Below are 16134 nucleotides of genomic sequence, written 5' to 3' on the forward strand. Positions count from 1 at the left end.
AGGGATGGTTGAGATAGAGCGCGGCCATGATCTGCTCGTTCAGCCGCGCGTCCGGATTGTTGGCGACGCGCATGTTGTATTCTTCGAGCACGACGTCACGCTCGGGCAACACGTTCTCGTCCTTGAGGATCAGGCCGGTCATGCGGTCGGCCTCGAATTCCATCATGGTCGGCAACTGCTCGCGCGGCACGCGCTGGTAGTAGTTGGTGTAGTCGACCGAAGTCGAGGCGTTCTCGTTGCCGCCGACGCGGAGCACGGTCTGGGAGAATTCGCCGACCGCATGCTTCGATGTGCCCTTGAACATCAGGTGCTCGAGGAAGTGCGCGAGCCCGGACTTGCCGGGCGTCTCGTCCGCCGAGCCGACCTTGTACCAGATCATTTCCGTGACGACGGGCGTGCGGTGGTCGGGAATCACCACGACCTGCATGCCGTTTCCAAGCGTGAAGCTGGCGGGCGGAGCCGATGTCACCGTGGTCTGCGCAAGGGATGCGCCGGCCGTGAGGACACTCGTCGAAAGCAGCGCGGCAAGGAGGCGGGCAGCCGATCGGTAAGAGGACATCATGATCCTTATGAAAGGCCGAGCCCGGATGTCCGGCTCGGAGGCACGGCATGGTACACCGTGCGGCAAACGCTTCGCGTCACGAAGCAGAGAACTCAACTCGGGCGCAAGTTACTGATCAGCAATTAAAGACCGCGTCCGGCGCGCACGAGCCGCCGGCGCGGGACCGCGTCTGTCGCGATATCGCGAAGGGACAGGAGCGCTATTGTTCCTTGTCCTTGCCGGACATGATGTCGAAATAGGTCCGCCGGGTCTTGTCCTCTCCGGCGCCATAGGCATAGCTCGGTGACGGTGTCTGGTAGCCCGGCGGCGGCTCGACCAGCGACTGGCGCGGCGGCTCGGTCGTGAATTGCTTGGCCTCGCCTTTGTTGTTCGACATCATGCCCCACAGACCGCCGGAGAAACCGAGCTGGGCCGGGCTGAGCGACGGATTGCCGTTGGTGCCCGGCTGAATAGGATCATTGCTCGTGCGCTCGGGTGCGGCTGTCCTGCCGACCTCCATCTCGGCGGGCGACAACGCCCGGCCTGCCTGCCAGCTCTCCGTGGCCTTGACGGCCTTCTTCCGCTGCGCGATGGCCTCCTTGCGGCGTCTCTCGTCAGGGTCCTTCGGCCAGTTCGGCGCGTTCTTGGCTTCAACGCCGGCGGGCGGCGGCAGGTCGAGCTTGGGCGGCACCACCAGCGGCGACCGCTCGCGGTATTCGATACCCTTCTTCTCCATGCTCTTGGCGCCGATGCCCGACATCAGATTGTCGATGAGCTTCTCTTCGAAGGTCATGTCGTCGTCGTCCTCGCCGTCGTCACCGGCGCGAGCGACGCCAGCCGACATGACGAGACCGATGCCGAGCGCGACAGCGGACAATTTCAACGCCCGCCAGAACCCCTGCCGGGGGTCTTCAACCATCGAACCGCTGGTCTTCGAGCTGCGCATCACTGTACCTGTTCCAAAATGTGGCAGTTTGCCGCTCTCGCGCGGCATAATCCCTCGCAAAAGCAAGGTTCCGCCTGCCGGTCCGTATCGGCCGGGATCAGGGCGCTTTTGCGGCGGGTACCCCCAGGAAGGAATCATACAATAGCGCCGCCACGCCAGCAACGATGGCCACGTCCGCGAGGTTGAACACGTACCAATTATAGGTATTTTCGCCGATATTGATGTGAAACAGGGCGAAATCGACCACCGCGCCATAGGCGAGGCGATCGATCCCATTGCCGATGGCGCCGCCAATGATCAGGCCAAGCGCGATGGTTGCCAGCAGGGTGTGCGAGCGGGCCATCCAGATCGCCAGCGCAACCACCGCGACGACCTTCACGGCCATCAGCGCCATTTGCGCCGCCTGACCGTCGTTCTGGAGCCAGCCGAAGCTGATGCCGATGTTCCAGGCCAGCACCAGGTCGAAGAACGGGGTCACCTCGACCGCGCCGCGACGGGCGAGGTCGAACACGTTCAGCAGCCAGAGCTTTGAAGCCTGGTCGGCCACGAGCGTGAGCAGGGCCGCGAGGATGCCGGCGCGGAGCGGGGTCATGGGCAGTCCGCCACAACACGCTCCGTCGTCGTCCTGGCGAAAGCCAGGACCCACACTCCGAGGCGGTCGTTGTTTGAAAGACTTGTGGTCATCAGCCTTCGTCGCAATTGGCGGCCGTGGAATGGGTCCTGGCTTTCGCGAGGACGACGGTGAGACCTAGATGCTGACCCCCAGCGCCTTCCATTCGCGCAGCGCCTGGGCATCTCGCGGGGTGACGTCGGGGTATTCGGGGTCCTCACCCACCGCCGGCGAAATCTTCCAGGAACGGGCGCATTTGGTGCCGACCGCCTTCTCCACCACGACAGCGACGCCTGGAACGGCATCGAGACGGAATGCGGAAGCCGGCGCCTCGCCCTCGCGCACCTCGTAATTCGAGGTGATGCAGATCTCGGCGAGGTCGGTGTCGAACAACGTCGCAAGCATGTCGCGGTCGGCGACATAGATGACCGGCGATGCCTCCAGCGACGAGCCGATGTTCTTGGCGGCGCGTTCGAGCTCCAGCGCACCGGTGACGACACGGCGGACGTTGCGGATCGCTTCCCACTTCGCGGCGAGCTTGTCGTCGCGCAGGCTTTCGAGGTCGTCGGGAAACTGCGTCAGGTGCACCGAGGGCTCGGCGTCGGGCCTGTACATGCGCCAGGCTTCCTCCGCGGTGAAGCTGAGGATCGGCGCCAGCCATTTCAGGATCGAGCTGCACAACAGGTCGATCGTGGTCAGCGCCGCCTTGCGCGTCAGCGAGGACGGCGGATCGCAATACAGCGTGTCCTTGCGGATGTCGAAATAGAACGCGGAGAGCTCACTGTTCAGGAAGGCGGAGAGGGTCGCGACCACGGTCTTGTAGTCGAACTCCTGATAGGCCTTTCGGACGACGGCAGCGCGGACCGCGAGCTCGTGCAGCATCAGCCGTTCGAGCTCAGGCATGTCGGCGGGCGCGACTGCGTCGGCCGGCCTGTAGTGATCCAGCGTTCCCAGCATCCAGCGCACGGTGTTGCGCAGCTTGCGATAGGTCTCGATGGTGTTCTTCAGGATCTCCGGGCCGATGCGCTGGTCGTCGGCATAGTCGGTGGCGCAGACCCAGAGGCGCAGGATATCCGCGCCCGAATCCTTGATCACCTTCTGAGGCTCGACGGTGTTGCCGATCGACTTCGACATCTTGCGGCCGTTCTCGTCGAGCGTGAAGCCGTGGGTGAGCACGATGTCATAGGGCGCGCGGCCCCGCGTGCCCGCGCTTTCCAGCAGCGACGAATGAAACCAGCCGCGATGCTGATCGCTGCCTTCGAGATACATCACGGTGTCGTCGCCGCCGTCGACCTTGCGAACGATGTTGCCGAGCTGCGGGAAGTTCTGGCGATCCTCGAGCACGAAGGCATGTGTGGAGCCGGAATCGAACCAGACGTCGCAGATGTCGTCGATCTTCTTCCAGTCTTCCTTCGCGCGGGATCCAAGGAAGCGCTCGCGGGCGCCTTCCATGTACCAGGCGTCGGCGCCTTCCTCCATGAAGGCCTCGGTGATGCGCTGGTTGACGATCTCGTCCTGCAGGATCTCGGCCGAGCCGTCGCTCTTCTCGCGCACGAACACGGCGATCGGCACGCCCCAGGCGCGCTGACGCGAGATCACCCAGTCGGGGCGGTTGGCGATCATGCCGTTGATGCGGTTCTCACCCGACGGCGGCACCCATTGCGTGACCGAGATCGCATGCAGCGCGCGGGCGCGCAGCGTATCACCCTTCTCGGCGTGGCCATCTTCGCTGATGTCCTTGTCCATCGCGATGAACCATTGCGGCGTATTGCGGAAGATCACCGGCTTCTTGGAGCGCCAGGAATGCGGGTATTGGTGTTTGAGGCGGCCGCGCGCAAGCAGCTTGCCGGCCTCGACCAACGCTTTGATCACGGCCTCATTGGCATCGCCCTTCTCGCCCTTGTCGTTGAGCACGCGCTTGCCGGTGAAGCCGGGGGCCTGCGCGGTATAGGCGCCGTTCTCGTCGACAGTGTAGGGAATCGCGGTCGAGATGCCGCGCTCATCGAGCTCGCGGGTATTGGCCATCCAGACGTCGAAGTCCTCGCGGCCGTGGCTCGGCGCGGTGTGCACGAAGCCGGTGCCGGTATCGTCGGTGACATGCTCGCCGGCGAGCAGCGGCACGATAAACGCGTAACCGCCATCGAGGCCGCGCAAGGGATGGGCGCACTCCACGGCGTCCAGCGTATCGCCGGGAATGTCGCGCAGCTTCTCATAGGCCGTGACGCGCGCCTGCTTGAACACCTCTGCGGCGAGCGCATCGGCCAGGATCAGGAGATCGCCGGTCTTCGCCCAATTGTCCGCGGCCGCATCCGTCACCTTGTAGAGGCCGTAGGCGATCTTCGGTGAGAACGAGATCGCGCGGTTGCCGGGCAGCGTCCAGGGCGTGGTGGTCCAGATCACGACCGATGCATTGGCGAGCGCACCATGTGCCGGGGACGTGACGGGAAACTTCACCCATACCATGTCGGATGTGTAGTCCTCGTACTCGACCTCGGCCTCGGCGAGCGCGGTCTTCTCGACCACGCTCCACATCACCGGCTTGGAGCCGCGATACAGCGTGCCGTTGGCGGCGAACTTCATCAGCTCGCGGGCGATCTGCGCTTCGGCGGGATAGCTCATCGTCTGATAGGGATGATCCCAGTCGCCGATGATGCCGAGCCGCTTGAATTCCTCGCGCTGCACGTTGATCCAGTGTGTCGCATAGGCGCGGCATTCCTTGCGGAACGCCACCATCGCAGCGGAGTCGCGGAAGTCGGGCTTCTGCTTGCCCTTGGAACGGTAGTTCTCTTCCTCGATCTTCCATTCGATCGGCAGGCCGTGGCAGTCCCAACCGGGCACGTAGTTGGAGTCGAAGCCGAGCATCTGCTGGCTCTTGGTCACGACGTCCTTGAGGATCTTGTTCAGCGCGTGCCCGATATGGATGTTGCCATTGGCGTAGGGCGGGCCGTCATGCAGCACGAATTTGGCGCGCCCCTGGGCTTCCTGGCGCAGCCTGTCGTAAAGGCCGATGTCGTTCCAGTATTTCAGCAGCTCCGGCTCGCGCTGCGGCAGGCCGGCGCGCATCGGGAATTCGGTCTGCGGCAGGAACAGGGTTTTCGAATAGTCTTTGGCTTCGGATTTTTGGGACTTTTGTGGCTTGTCGGACATGAGGCTGACTGGCTCGAAAGGGCGCGGGAACGGATGGCGATGCGGAATCGCGGGTGAAACGACGACATCCCGGTCTTGCGCCGAGCCGAAGGCTCAGGCGGAAGCCGGGCCGCTAATCCCTATGATGCGCCGCGCAAACATGGGCTTTCCATAGCAGGGGGGCGGGGGAAGCGCAAAAGGTTCGGCGGGCCGGTTTCCGGCCTTAATCGATGACGCCAAGCCGCGGAAACGCGTCCGGGGCGGCGGCGAGCATGGCGCGGGCGCGGGCGGAATCGTCGTCCATCTGGCGAATCAGGGCATCCAGGCCCTCGAATTTCAGCTCCTCGCGGATGAAGCCGATGAAGGCGCAGTCGAGCGTCTGCCCGTAGAGATCCCCCTTGAAGTCGAACAGGAAGATTTCCAGCAGCGGCGCACCATTGTCGAACGTCGGGCGGCGGCCGAAGCTTGCGACCCCATCCAGCCGCTCCGCGCCGCGGCCGACCCGCACCGCATAGATGCCGTGCTTGAGGCCGCAATTGGCATCAAGGCGGATATTGGCGGTGGGATAACCGAGGTCGCGGCCGCGCTTCTCGCCGTGGATGACCTCGCCGGTGATGAACCAGGGCGCGCCGAGCATGGCCGTGGCCTCGTCGAGTTGGCCTTCGGCGAGCGCGATCCGGATCGCGCTGGACGAGACCGGCCGCTCGTCGATATCGACGTGCGGCTGCACGTCGACCTCGATGCCGAGCCGGGGCGCCTCGTTGACGAGGAGGCTCGGCGACCCGACCCGACCCTTGCCGAAGTGGAAGTCGTAGCCGACGGCGATTCCGCCGATGCCCAGGCGCCCGATCAGGTCGTGGTGAATGAAGTCTTGCGCGCTGGTCCCGGCGCGGGACTTGTCGAAGGTCATGACCACGGCGCCGTCAAGTCCGGTGCCGGCCAGAAGCCGCAGCTTGGCACGCTCGTCCGTCAGGCGGAATTGCGGGGTGTTGGGGCTGAAAAACCGGCGCGGATGCGGCTCGAAGGTCAATGCCAGCGCAGGGCGGCCATGTAGCCGGCCCATTTCCAGGGCCGCAGCGATTACGGCGCGATGGCCGAGATGAACGCCGTCGAAATTGCCCATGGCGACCACGGCACCCCTTGCAATGGCGGAGTCCGGCGTGGTGTCGCGGATAACGGTAAAATGCGGGGCCATCAGGGGAATCTCGAACCGGCGGGACCGGCCGGGACCGTGGCGCGACGGGCCGGATGAAGTCAAGCGGGAGGGGGCGGCCGCATCGAGTGCGATTTCAGTCCACCGGGGGCGTTCCCAGTTAACGCGCTGTTTAACGCCTTGGTGCTAGTCCTTGGGCGTGGAACCGCGGGGCTCCGGCCCGGCAGGTCCGATCGTAATATTTCCTGGGTTTGCGTTGGGGGAGTCGAGATGGCGGTTGATTTGTCGATGTCGGTTCTGGTGGTTGACGACTACAGCACCATGATCCGTATCATCAGGAACCTCCTGAAGCAGCTTGGCTTCGAGAATATCGATGATGCAAGCGACGGTTCGGCAGCGCTGAACAAGATGCGTGGCAAGAAGTACGGGCTCGTGATTTCCGACTGGAACATGGAGCCGATGACGGGTTACGACCTGCTGCGCGAAGTGCGCGCGGATCCGAACCTCGCCACCACGCCCTTCATCATGATCACGGCCGAATCAAAGACCGAGAACGTGATCGCGGCCAAGAAGGCCGGCGTGAACAACTACATCGTCAAGCCGTTCAACGCGGCGACGCTGAAGACCAAGATCGAGGCGGTCTTCCCGGACATGGCGAGCGCGTAAGGCGCGATCGAAGCCATCAGTTGAATTCGGAAAGCCCGGGCGATTGTCCCGGGCTTTCTGCGTCGGGTTGGTCGTTCCGGAATCGACGCCCCACATCAACCGGGAATGACGATCAACTCGCTACCACTTCAGTTCGCGCATCAGCGCCTTCGGGGGATGGCCGAACAATTCCAGCACCGACGCCGGGTCGAGCTGGTCGAGACCCTCGAACTCCTCGGCATGGATGCCGCGGGTCACGAACAGGCAATCGATGCCGAACTCGCGCGCGCCGGTGAGGTCGGTCCGGACGGAATCGCCGATCGCGAGCACCTTTTTGCGGTCGATCTGGTGGCCCTGGCGTTCGCCGGCGAGCGCCATCGCGCGCTCGTAGATCGGCCGGTGCGGCTTGCCGTAGAAGATCACCTCGCCGCCGAGCTCGCGATAGAGCTCCGCGATCGCGCCGGCGCAATAGATCAGGCGGTCGCCGCGTTCCACCACGATGTCGGGGTTGGCACAAACCAGCGTCAGCTTGCGCTCGCGCGCCTTCAGCATCATGCCGCGATAGTCTTCCGCCGTCTCGGTCTCGTCGTCATAGAGGCCGGTGCAGACGATGTAATCCGCCTCTTCCAGCGGCGCGGTCACCGCATCGAGGCCGCGATAGATCGAGTTGTCGCGCTCGGGGCCGAGCCAGAACATCTTGCGGCCGGGATGGTCGGCGACATAGAACCGCGTCAGGTCGCCTGAAGACACGATCGCGTCATAGGTCTCGTCGGCGACGCCGAGCTTGCGCAATTGCCGCTGCACGGAGTCGGCCGGGCGCGGCGCGTTGGTGATCAGGATGACCGTACCGCCGCGGCTGCGGTAGGTGTGCAGCGCCTCGCAGGCTTCGGGGAAGGATTCGAGACCGTTATGGACCACGCCCCAGATGTCGCTGAGCACGACGTCCACGCCCGCCACGAGTTCACGCAGGCTTTCGGCGAAATGCAGTGTGGTCATGATGCGTGCGGCCGATCAGATACGTCGCGCGAGCGCGGCGTTGCCGGTGACGCGCTGTGGCGCAGACGCAGCCGACGTCGCGCCTGAGCTGGATATGCCGGAGCCATTGGATCCCTGAATGTCCTGTGCCTGGTTCGGCGCGGCGGTAGCAGATGACCCCTCCGGCCGCAATGGCCGGGGCGGCGCGAACAGGAACCCTTGGCCGAACCGCACGTCATAATCGAGCAGGTCGATCACGGCGCGCTCGCCCTCGATTCGCTCGGCGATCAGATCGATGCCGAAGCGGCCGAGCAGGTCGGAGAGATCGGACGGGTGGATGTCCGAGGCCGAAGCCTGCCTGGGGTCGAGCAGGAGCGAGGCCGGCACCTTGATGAAGCGCACGCCGCGATCGGCGAGCTCGCGCGGTTCGATGCGCAAATCGGTGACATGGTCGATCGAGAAACGGAAGCCGCGCTGGGCGAGCGCGGCGAGATTCTCGGTTTCGGCCGGGCCGAGATTGCGGAAGGTGGATTGCTTGAATTCCAGCACCAGCGAGGGCGCCAGCGCCCGATTGGCTTCGAGGAAATCGAGGTATTGCGCGAAGGTCGTGGAATTGCCGAGCGTGGAAGCCGCGACGTTGCAGAACACGCCGACTTCCTTGTTGCGTACCATCAGGCGCCGCAGCACCTGCACGCAGCGCAGCATGACCATGTTGTCGATGCGCCCGATCAACCCGGAGGCCTCCGCGATGCTGATGAACTCCTCGGCCGCGACCAGCTGGTCACGCTCGTCGCGCAGGCGCGTCACGGCCTCGTAGAACCGGACCTTGCGCTGCGGCAGCGACACCATCGGCTGGAGGAAGATGTCGATGCGGTTCTCGTCGATCGCGTTGCGGAGCGTCGCCAGCAATTGGGTCTGGTTGCGGCCGTTGGCGGTCTGAACCGGATTGGCGGTCTGGGTCTGGATCGCCGGTGCTGCCGGCCGCATTGGCGGCGGCGCGGGCGCCGGGGCAGCCGGCCGTTCCTCCTCGAACGTGGCCATCAGGTCGAGCGGCGCGTCCGGCTCCTGCCTTGCGACCGGCGCGGGGGCCGACACTGGCGCGTTGCCGGCCATCAGATCCTCATGGGCCGACACGGTGGTGGCGAGTTGCCTGACCAGTCCGCCGAGTTCGTTGATCTCGCCGACCACCGACTGGATGCGGTCGGAGTTGGCCGAATTGGAAGAGGCGATGCGTGCTTCGATCGTGGCGAGCCGGCGGCCGAATTCGGCGACCTGACGGGCGAGGTCGGCGGTGCCGCGCGAAAGATCGGCGATCTGGCCGCCGACGTCGCTGCGGTCGCGCAGTCGCATCGACACTGCATTGTAGAGGATCAGGAAGGTCAGCGCCGTCAGCGCCACGATCGCGGATTCGGTTCCGCTGATGCCGGCGACCGCGTAGAGCAGGAGCCCGAGCGAGGCGGCGACCAGAACCATGCAGATCGCGATGAAGATCGTCGAAATACGAATCATGCCGCGCGTTACGCCTCAAGAGCTGACTGCCTGACCGGGAAAACACGGGTGGCGTTTCGAACCCGTCACGCCGCATGCTCCCCCAAGCGGCATGACCTTAACATCATTGTTGATTCGAGGGGATAGCGGCCCAATCGCAGAGTCAGGACGGCGCCGCGGCGCCGACCGTGTCGGCCGAGACGGCCTCGCGGGTGCCTAGCGGCTTGGGCGGCCCGGTGGTCGTGTCGCGCAAGGTCTGCCGTTCGATCTCCGAATTCAGCTCAGCCCCGAACATGATGACGATGGCCGACATCCACATCCACATCATCAAGCCGATCGCAGCGCCGAGCGAGCCGTAGGTCGCGTTGTAATTTGCGAATTCGGACAGATACCAGGACAGCAGCGCCGAGCCGGCGATCCAGAGGATCGCGGCCGTCACAGCGCCGGGGCTCAGCCATTGCCAGCGCGGGGCGTCGCGGCTGGGCGCGAAGCGGTAGAGGACGGCGAGCGCCGCAAGGAGAATGACGAACAGCACCGGCCATCGCGCCAGCGCCACGATCAGCTTGCTTTCGGGCGCCATGCCGAGGTGGTTGAGCGCGAGCGGGAAGGCGACGACGGCGCCCACCATCAGCAGCAGGGCAACGATGCCACCGACCGTGAAAGCCAGCGAGACCGTGTTCAGCCGGATGAAGCTGCGCTTTTCACGCTCCTCATAGGCGACGTTGAGGGCGTCGAAGATGGCTTTGACGCCGGCATTGGCGCTCCAGATCGCGAGCACGAGTCCAAACAGGAAAGTGAAACCAAGGGTCGCGCCGCCGTTCGACACGACGCGCGCCACCTGGTCCTCGACGATCTGGAACGCGCCCTCGGGCAGCATCATCGCGAGCGATTGCAGGTTGGAACTGATCGTCGAGGGATCGGCGAACAGGCCATAGAATGAAACCAGCGCCGTGATGGCGGGAAAGATCGCGAGCAGTCCGAAAAAGACGACGCCGCCGGCGGTCGCGAGCAGGCGATCCTCGTCGATGCGCTGATAGGTGCGCCAGAGGATGTCCTTCCAGCCTGCCCACGGGATCGCGAACGGGCTTTTCGCGCGGCGGCCGCGGCCGGGCTGCGAGGCTGCGCCCGTCGGGCTCGTTTCCGGCGAATTCGCCTCGCCGTTGCGGTGGTCTTGCGGAGGTCCCGGCCGGATCAGGCCAGAATCCTGGAAATACCGTTCCGCGGTGAGCACGAACACGGTCGTGGCTGCGACTAACAGCCAGCTGTCGAACTGCTCGGCGCGCCGCATACGCATTTTCAGGTATCCGCTCCGTGGCCGTGACGCCGCCTGCGCGCGGCCGTGATCCCGACCAGCCCAACGGCCGCGAGCATCAGCCCGAGTTGCACGGGCCGGTTGGACCGAGCCGGCCACGTGCTGCCGCCATGTCCTGACTCATGTCCTCGTTCGCCCGGCGCGAGCGGCGCCAGGGGAATTGTCGTCGCGACCTCTTTCACCGCCTCCTTCACCGTTCCGCGCGGGATGCGCGGGGTGGCGATAGCCACCCGTAGGCGGCTGGCGAGCGGCACGATCGGCTTGGTCTTGCGCTTCATCTGGGCCATGGCCACGCCGGCGCAGGCGGCGGCCAGGACCAGGAGCACAGCGCCGACGGCGCCGAACCCCCAGAATTGCCCGTAATGGATTGCAATCCAGCGGTACAGGGCGATCAGGCCGACGAAGAAGGCTGCGACGACGAACAAGCCCGCAACCGCGAGCAGTCCGGCCGCAGCCGCGTACGACGTCATGCGCCCTGTGGCCTGGTTGCTCCGGTCGCGGGCATAGGACTGGGCGGCGCGCTTGAGATGGTTGAGCTTGAGCGCGACGCCGGCGCGCAGCAATTCGCCCGATGGCGCAAGCATGCGGTTATCCTCCGAGTGCGAGAAAATTCGTCGGGGGATGAACGTGGCGGTATTTGACTTGTTCCGACGAGGTCTGCCCGCCGTGATGGATCAGCCGAGATCGGTTGCCGCGATCCAGAACACTTCGCCCTCGGAGTCCTCGGTGTCGAGCCAGAGCAGCGGCAATTCAGGAAAGGCCTCGTCAACCAATTCGCGGCCGCGGCCGATCTCGCAGATCAGCCCGCCATGCGGCGTCAAATGGCCGGGCGCATCGCGCAGGATCCGGCGCACCACATCGAGACCGTCGGCGCCGCCGTCGAAGGCGAGCTTCGGCTCGGCCCGGCACTCGGGCGGCAGCGCCGCCATGCCTTCGGCGTCGACATAAGGCGGGTTGGTGATGATCAGGTCGTATTTGGTGTTACCGAGTGGGGCGAACAGGTCGCCGCGATGCAGGCTGATCCGGCCATCGAGCCCGTATTCGCCGACATTTCGTCTGGCGACGTCGATCGCGCCCTTCGAGATATCGACGGCATCGATCGTGGCGTTCGGGAAATGATGCGCGGCGAGGATCGCGAGGCATCCCGATCCCGTGCAGAGATCGAGCACGCGCTCGACGGCGCTGGAATCGTCGATCAGCGAGCCGGCTTCGCCGTCGCCGCCGAAATGCGACTCCAAGAGTTCACCGATGAAGGAGCGCGGAACGATGACGCGCTCGTCGACATAAAACGGCAGGCCGCGCATGTAGATCTTGTTGACGAGATACGCGGCCGGTTTGAGCGTAGTGACGCGCTGATGAACGAGATCGATGATGGTCCTGCCCTCGGCGGCCGTCACGCGCGCGTTGGCAAAAATCTCGAACTGCTCGGGATGCAGATGCAGGGCTTCAGAGACCAGGAAAGCCGCTTCCGCGACCGGATCGGGCGTGCCATGGGCAAAGGCGAGCTTGGCCTCATTGAAGCGGCTCACGGCATAGCGGACGAAATCGATCAGCGTGAGAAGCTCGCCGGGGCCCACCTTCGCGAGCTTTGGCGCGGCGCGGCCGCGCACGGCCTTTTTGGATGTTGTTGCCATCAGGATCGGGTCCAGCGTGCGGCGGCTTCGTCGTCGCGGGCCTGGGCCTCGACCCAGCCGGTGCCGGTGGCGCTCTCTTCCTTCTTCCAGAACGGCGCGTTGGTCTTGAGATAATCCATCAGGAACTCGGCTGCCTGGAACGCTGCCTGGCGGTGCTGCGAGGCGGTCAGCACCAGCACGATGTTCTGGCCGGGCATGAAACGGCCGACGCGATGGATCACCGTGACGCCGCTGAGAGGCCAGCGCGAGATGGCCTCGTCGGCATGGCGCCTGATCTCTTCCTCGGCCATGCCAGGATAATGCTCGAGCGAGAGCGCGGCGATCTTCGCGCTGTCTTCGTCGCTGCGGCAGATGCCGGAAAAGCTCACGACCGCACCGATGTCGGTGCGGTTCCCGGTCAGCACCGCGATCTCGCGCGCGATGTCGAAATCGTCTTGCTGGATACGGATGGTGACGGGGCAGGTGGCGACGGACATGGCCTAGCCGCCGGTCATCGGCGGGAAGAACGCGATCTCGCGAGCGCCTGCGATCGTGGCGTCCGACTTGACGTGGGCATGGTCGATCGCGGTGCGGATCACCTTCGGCTTCTCGAACGCATAGGCGTAGGCTTCGCCTTGGCCGGACAGCCAGGCGATCAGCTCTTCCACGGTGCGCACGGTCGCAGGCGGCTCGATCGTCTCCTCGGCCTTGCCGATGCGCTCGCGCACCCAGGCGAAGTACTTCACCTTCATCCCTCATCCTCCTTGATGAGGTGATGGATGCCGGCGCCGAAATAGTCGTAGCCGGTGTACATGGTGAGGATCGCCGAGGCCCAGAGCAGCGCCAGCCCGATCATCGAGACCATGGGCACGACCTCATCGCCGGCCGGACCAGCCAGCAGGAAGCCGATGGCGATGAGCTGAACCGTCGTCTTCCATTTCGCAAGCTTGGTCACGGGCACGCTGACACGCAGCGCGGCAAGATATTCGCGCAGGCCCGAGACCAGGATCTCGCGGCACAGGATCACGATGGCGGCCCACAGCGACCAGCCGTGAATGATGCCGTCGGCGGCCAGCATCAGCAGGCACGAGGCGACCAGAAGCTTGTCGGCGATCGGATCGAGCATGCGGCCGAACGCCGATTGCTGATTCCAGATCCGTGCGTAATAGCCGTCGAGGTAATCGGTGACCGCAGCCGCGATAAAAATGGCGACGGCGACCCAGCGCAGCCACAGCGGGCCGTCCATGATCGACTGTGCGTAGATGCACCCGACCACGACCGGGATCGCGGCGATCCGGCCGTAGGTCAGGATGTTCGGGAGGGACATCGCGCGGCTGGTCGTCCCTCGTGTCGTGGCGATGTTCATCCGTCCTACCAATACCGCTGCAGCCTGAAGGTCAACCGTTCCGCTCCCCAAATGGGGTGCGGGATGCGACGACCATATGACCGCGGCCCCCCTTTTATTTCACCCCGGCTGGGGATGGAAATACTCGAAAATCCTGCGGGCGCTCTCGGCGCTCACCCCCGGAACCTTACCGAGATCGGTGATCGAGGCCCGTTCGATCTCCTTCAGGGTTCCGAAATGATGCAGCAAGGCACGTTTGCGTGACGGACCGATGCCAGGAATCTCCTGCAAGCCGGCCTCGCGGATGTCCTTCTTGCGCAGCTTGCGGTGCGAGCCGATGACGAAACGGTGCGCCTCGTCCCGCAGCCGCTGGATGAAATAGAGCACGGGGTCGCGCGGCTCCAGCTTGATCGCCTCGCGCTCCGGCATGAACAGGGTCTCGCGGCCGGCATCCCGGTCCGGCCCCTTGGCCACCGACATCAGCGCCACCTGGGTCAGGCCGAGATTTGCAAAGATGTCCCGGACCGCGTTGAGCTGGCCGCGGCCGCCATCGATGATCACGAGATCGGGCCATTGCGGGAAGTCGTCGTCCTTGGCTTTGGCCGCGTTGTCCTCGGGTGGATTGATCAAGCGCTTGAAACGGCGTTCGAGCACCTCGCGCATCATCCCGTAATCGTCGCCGGGCGTCAGGCCCTCCGACTTGATGTTGAACTTGCGATACTGGTTTTTCACAAAACCGTCCGGGCCGGCGACGATCATGGCGCCGACTGCGTTGGTGCCCTGGATGTGGCTGTTGTCGTAGACCTCGATCCGCTTCGGCGCATGCGTCAGGCTCAGGGTCGTGGCCATGGCGTCCAACAGGCGGCTCTGCGTCGCGGTGTCCGCGAGCTTGCGGCCCAGGGCCTCGCGCGCGTTGGTGAGCGCGTGGGTGACGAGCTCCTTCTTCTCGCCGCGCTTCGGCATGGACACTTCGACCTTGCGGCCCGCCTTGATCGACAGCGCGTTGGCAAGCAGCTCGCTCTCCTCGATCTCGTGCGAGAGCAGGATATTCCTCGGCGGCGGCTTGTCGTCATAGAACTGGGCGAGGAAGGAGCCGAGCACCTCTTCCGGCGTATATGTCTTCTCCGCGCGCGGGAAATAGGCGCGGTTGCCCCAGTTCTGCCCGGTGCGGAAGAAGAACACTTCGACGCAGGAGAAGCCGCCCTCCTGGTGGATAGCGAACACGTCGGCTTCTTCCACCGTGCGCGGATTGATGCCCTGCTGCGACTGGATCGCGGACAGCGCAGCGAGGCGGTCGCGGTAGAGCGCGGCGCTCTCGAATTCGAGCTCGCCGGAGGCCTTCTCCATCTCCGCGGCAAGCTCCTGCTTCACCGCATGGCTCCTGCCGGACAGGAAGTCGCTCGCCTCGCGCACCAGGGTCGTGTAGCCGGGGAAGTCGATCTCGCGGGTGCAGGGGCCGGCGCAACGGCGGATCTGGTAGAGCAGGCAGGGCCGCGAGCGACTCTCGAAGAAGGAATCCGTGCAGGAGCGGATCAGGAACGCGCGCTGAAGTGCGGTGATGGTGCGGTTGACGGCGCCGGCGGAGGCGAACGGGCCGAAATAGCGACCCGGCCGCGTCTGCGCGCCGCGATGCTTCAGGATCTGCGGCGCCCAATGGTCGCCCGTGATCAGGATATAGGGAAACGACTTGTCGTCGCGCAGCTGCACGTTGAAGCGCGGCCGAAGCTGCTTGATGAGGTTGGCCTCCAGCAGCAGGGCTTCGGTCTCGGTGTGGGTCGAGATGATTTCCACGGTCACCGTGGCGGCGATCATGCGCAGGATGCGCGCCGGCTGCGGCGCACTCTGGCGCGCATAGTTCGACAGGCGCTTTTTGACGTTCTTGGCCTTGCCGACATAGAGCACGTCGGCATTCGCATTGAGCATGCGGTAGACGCCGGGCGAGGTGGGGGCGAGGCGCACCGCGCGTTCGATCGCCTCGTGGCCGGTCGCCAGCGGCTCTTCGCCGACGGTGCCGCTCTCTTCCAGGATGTCCGGCAGCCGCGCATCGTCCTCGTCGTCGCCATTCGCAGTGGCGGGATCGAGGTCCGGCGGCGCGGCTTCCGTTTCCTGGGGAGGGACGTCGGGTGCGTTGCCGCGCACGGGTTTGCGTACGCGTGCGTCGTCCGGATTGTCGGGGGAATCGTGAACCATGGTGCGAATTTAAGCGCTGCGGGTGTCGATTTGAAGTTCCGGCCGAGCGGCACGCACAGGATGGCGGCGCAGTTCCCGGTAACGCTTGCTTAAGCCTGTTAACAGCGCGGTAACCCGGCTTAACAGGCCTTTAACTTAAAACTCTCGATAAATCTTACGCGAAAAATGGTGGTTCCGTAACCATGCGGTT

Annotated in this window: 15 protein-coding genes; 1 reads left to right on the top strand and 14 read right to left on the bottom strand. The window is 64.8% G+C overall.

The window, feature by feature from the left end; translation table 11 throughout:
* The 5 genes from AC0L3B_RS35560 to AC0L3B_RS35580 all read right to left on the bottom strand — a co-directional run.
* Positions 1–562: M16 family metallopeptidase (locus AC0L3B_RS35560; protein WP_473382205.1), on the bottom strand; the 562-nt coding region annotated here is incomplete at its 3' end.
* A 199-nt stretch (positions 563–761) separates the two neighbouring features.
* Positions 762–1487 carry a hypothetical protein gene (locus tag AC0L3B_RS35565; RefSeq protein ID WP_018453482.1) on the bottom strand — a complete coding sequence of 242 codons (726 nt, stop codon included), beginning with the start codon at positions 1485–1487 and terminating at the stop codon, positions 762–764.
* A gap of 97 nt (positions 1488–1584) precedes the next feature.
* Complete coding sequence (lspA, locus tag AC0L3B_RS35570) at positions 1585–2079, bottom strand: signal peptidase II (RefSeq protein ID WP_026232539.1); 495 nt, start codon at positions 2077–2079, stop codon at positions 1585–1587.
* 156 nt (positions 2080–2235) lie between these two features.
* Entirely contained in the window at positions 2236–5244 is a 3009-nt protein-coding gene (gene ileS / locus AC0L3B_RS35575; protein WP_473382206.1) for an isoleucine--tRNA ligase, read from the bottom strand.
* 202 nt (positions 5245–5446) lie between these two features.
* Positions 5447–6418 carry a bifunctional riboflavin kinase/FAD synthetase gene (locus tag AC0L3B_RS35580; protein ID WP_247489225.1) on the bottom strand — a complete coding sequence of 324 codons (972 nt, stop codon included), beginning with the start codon at positions 6416–6418 and terminating at the stop codon, positions 5447–5449.
* Between the two features lie 228 nt (positions 6419–6646).
* Here AC0L3B_RS35580 and AC0L3B_RS35585 point away from each other — a divergent pair, with 228 nt between their 5' ends.
* Positions 6647–7042 carry a response regulator gene (locus AC0L3B_RS35585; RefSeq protein ID WP_007596883.1) on the top strand — a complete coding sequence of 132 codons (396 nt, stop codon included), beginning with the start codon at positions 6647–6649 and terminating at the stop codon, positions 7040–7042.
* A 120-nt stretch (positions 7043–7162) separates the two neighbouring features.
* On the opposite strand, the gene AC0L3B_RS35590 is transcribed toward AC0L3B_RS35585, so the two are convergent.
* From AC0L3B_RS35590 to uvrC, 9 genes are all read right to left on the bottom strand, one after another.
* Positions 7163–8017, bottom strand: a complete 855-nt coding sequence (locus AC0L3B_RS35590; protein WP_473382207.1) for a TIGR01459 family HAD-type hydrolase — start codon at positions 8015–8017, stop codon at positions 7163–7165.
* 15 nt (positions 8018–8032) lie between these two features.
* Positions 8033–9505, bottom strand: coding sequence for an EAL domain-containing protein (locus AC0L3B_RS35595; protein WP_018453487.1), 1473 nt, complete (start codon positions 9503–9505; stop codon positions 8033–8035).
* A gap of 142 nt (positions 9506–9647) precedes the next feature.
* Positions 9648–10778, bottom strand: a complete 1131-nt coding sequence (locus AC0L3B_RS35600; protein ID WP_026232540.1) for a YihY/virulence factor BrkB family protein — start codon at positions 10776–10778, stop codon at positions 9648–9650.
* Between the two features lie 2 nt (positions 10779–10780).
* A complete protein-coding gene (locus tag AC0L3B_RS35605) occupies positions 10781–11380 on the bottom strand; it encodes a hypothetical protein (protein ID WP_018453489.1) in 600 nt (199 codons plus the stop codon).
* Between the two features lie 90 nt (positions 11381–11470).
* Positions 11471–12430 carry a 50S ribosomal protein L3 N(5)-glutamine methyltransferase gene (gene prmB, locus AC0L3B_RS35610; protein WP_473382208.1) on the bottom strand — a complete coding sequence of 320 codons (960 nt, stop codon included), beginning with the start codon at positions 12428–12430 and terminating at the stop codon, positions 11471–11473.
* Entirely contained in the window at positions 12430–12906 is a 477-nt protein-coding gene (locus tag AC0L3B_RS35615) for a molybdenum cofactor biosynthesis protein MoaE (protein ID WP_085350078.1), read from the bottom strand. The genes prmB and AC0L3B_RS35615 overlap by 1 nt, the downstream gene beginning before the upstream one ends.
* 3 nt (positions 12907–12909) lie before the next feature.
* Positions 12910–13161 carry a molybdopterin converting factor subunit 1 gene (moaD, locus tag AC0L3B_RS35620; RefSeq protein ID WP_247489229.1) on the bottom strand — a complete coding sequence of 84 codons (252 nt, stop codon included), beginning with the start codon at positions 13159–13161 and terminating at the stop codon, positions 12910–12912.
* Entirely contained in the window at positions 13158–13775 is a 618-nt protein-coding gene (pgsA, locus tag AC0L3B_RS35625) for a CDP-diacylglycerol--glycerol-3-phosphate 3-phosphatidyltransferase (protein ID WP_007596859.1), read from the bottom strand. The genes moaD and pgsA overlap by 4 nt, the downstream gene beginning before the upstream one ends.
* A 99-nt stretch (positions 13776–13874) precedes the next feature.
* Entirely contained in the window at positions 13875–15944 is a 2070-nt protein-coding gene (uvrC, locus tag AC0L3B_RS35630) for an excinuclease ABC subunit UvrC (protein ID WP_018453494.1), read from the bottom strand.
* Positions 15945–16134 lie beyond the last annotated feature (190 nt).

Source organism: Bradyrhizobium sp. Kon56 (genome assembly GCF_055807635.1).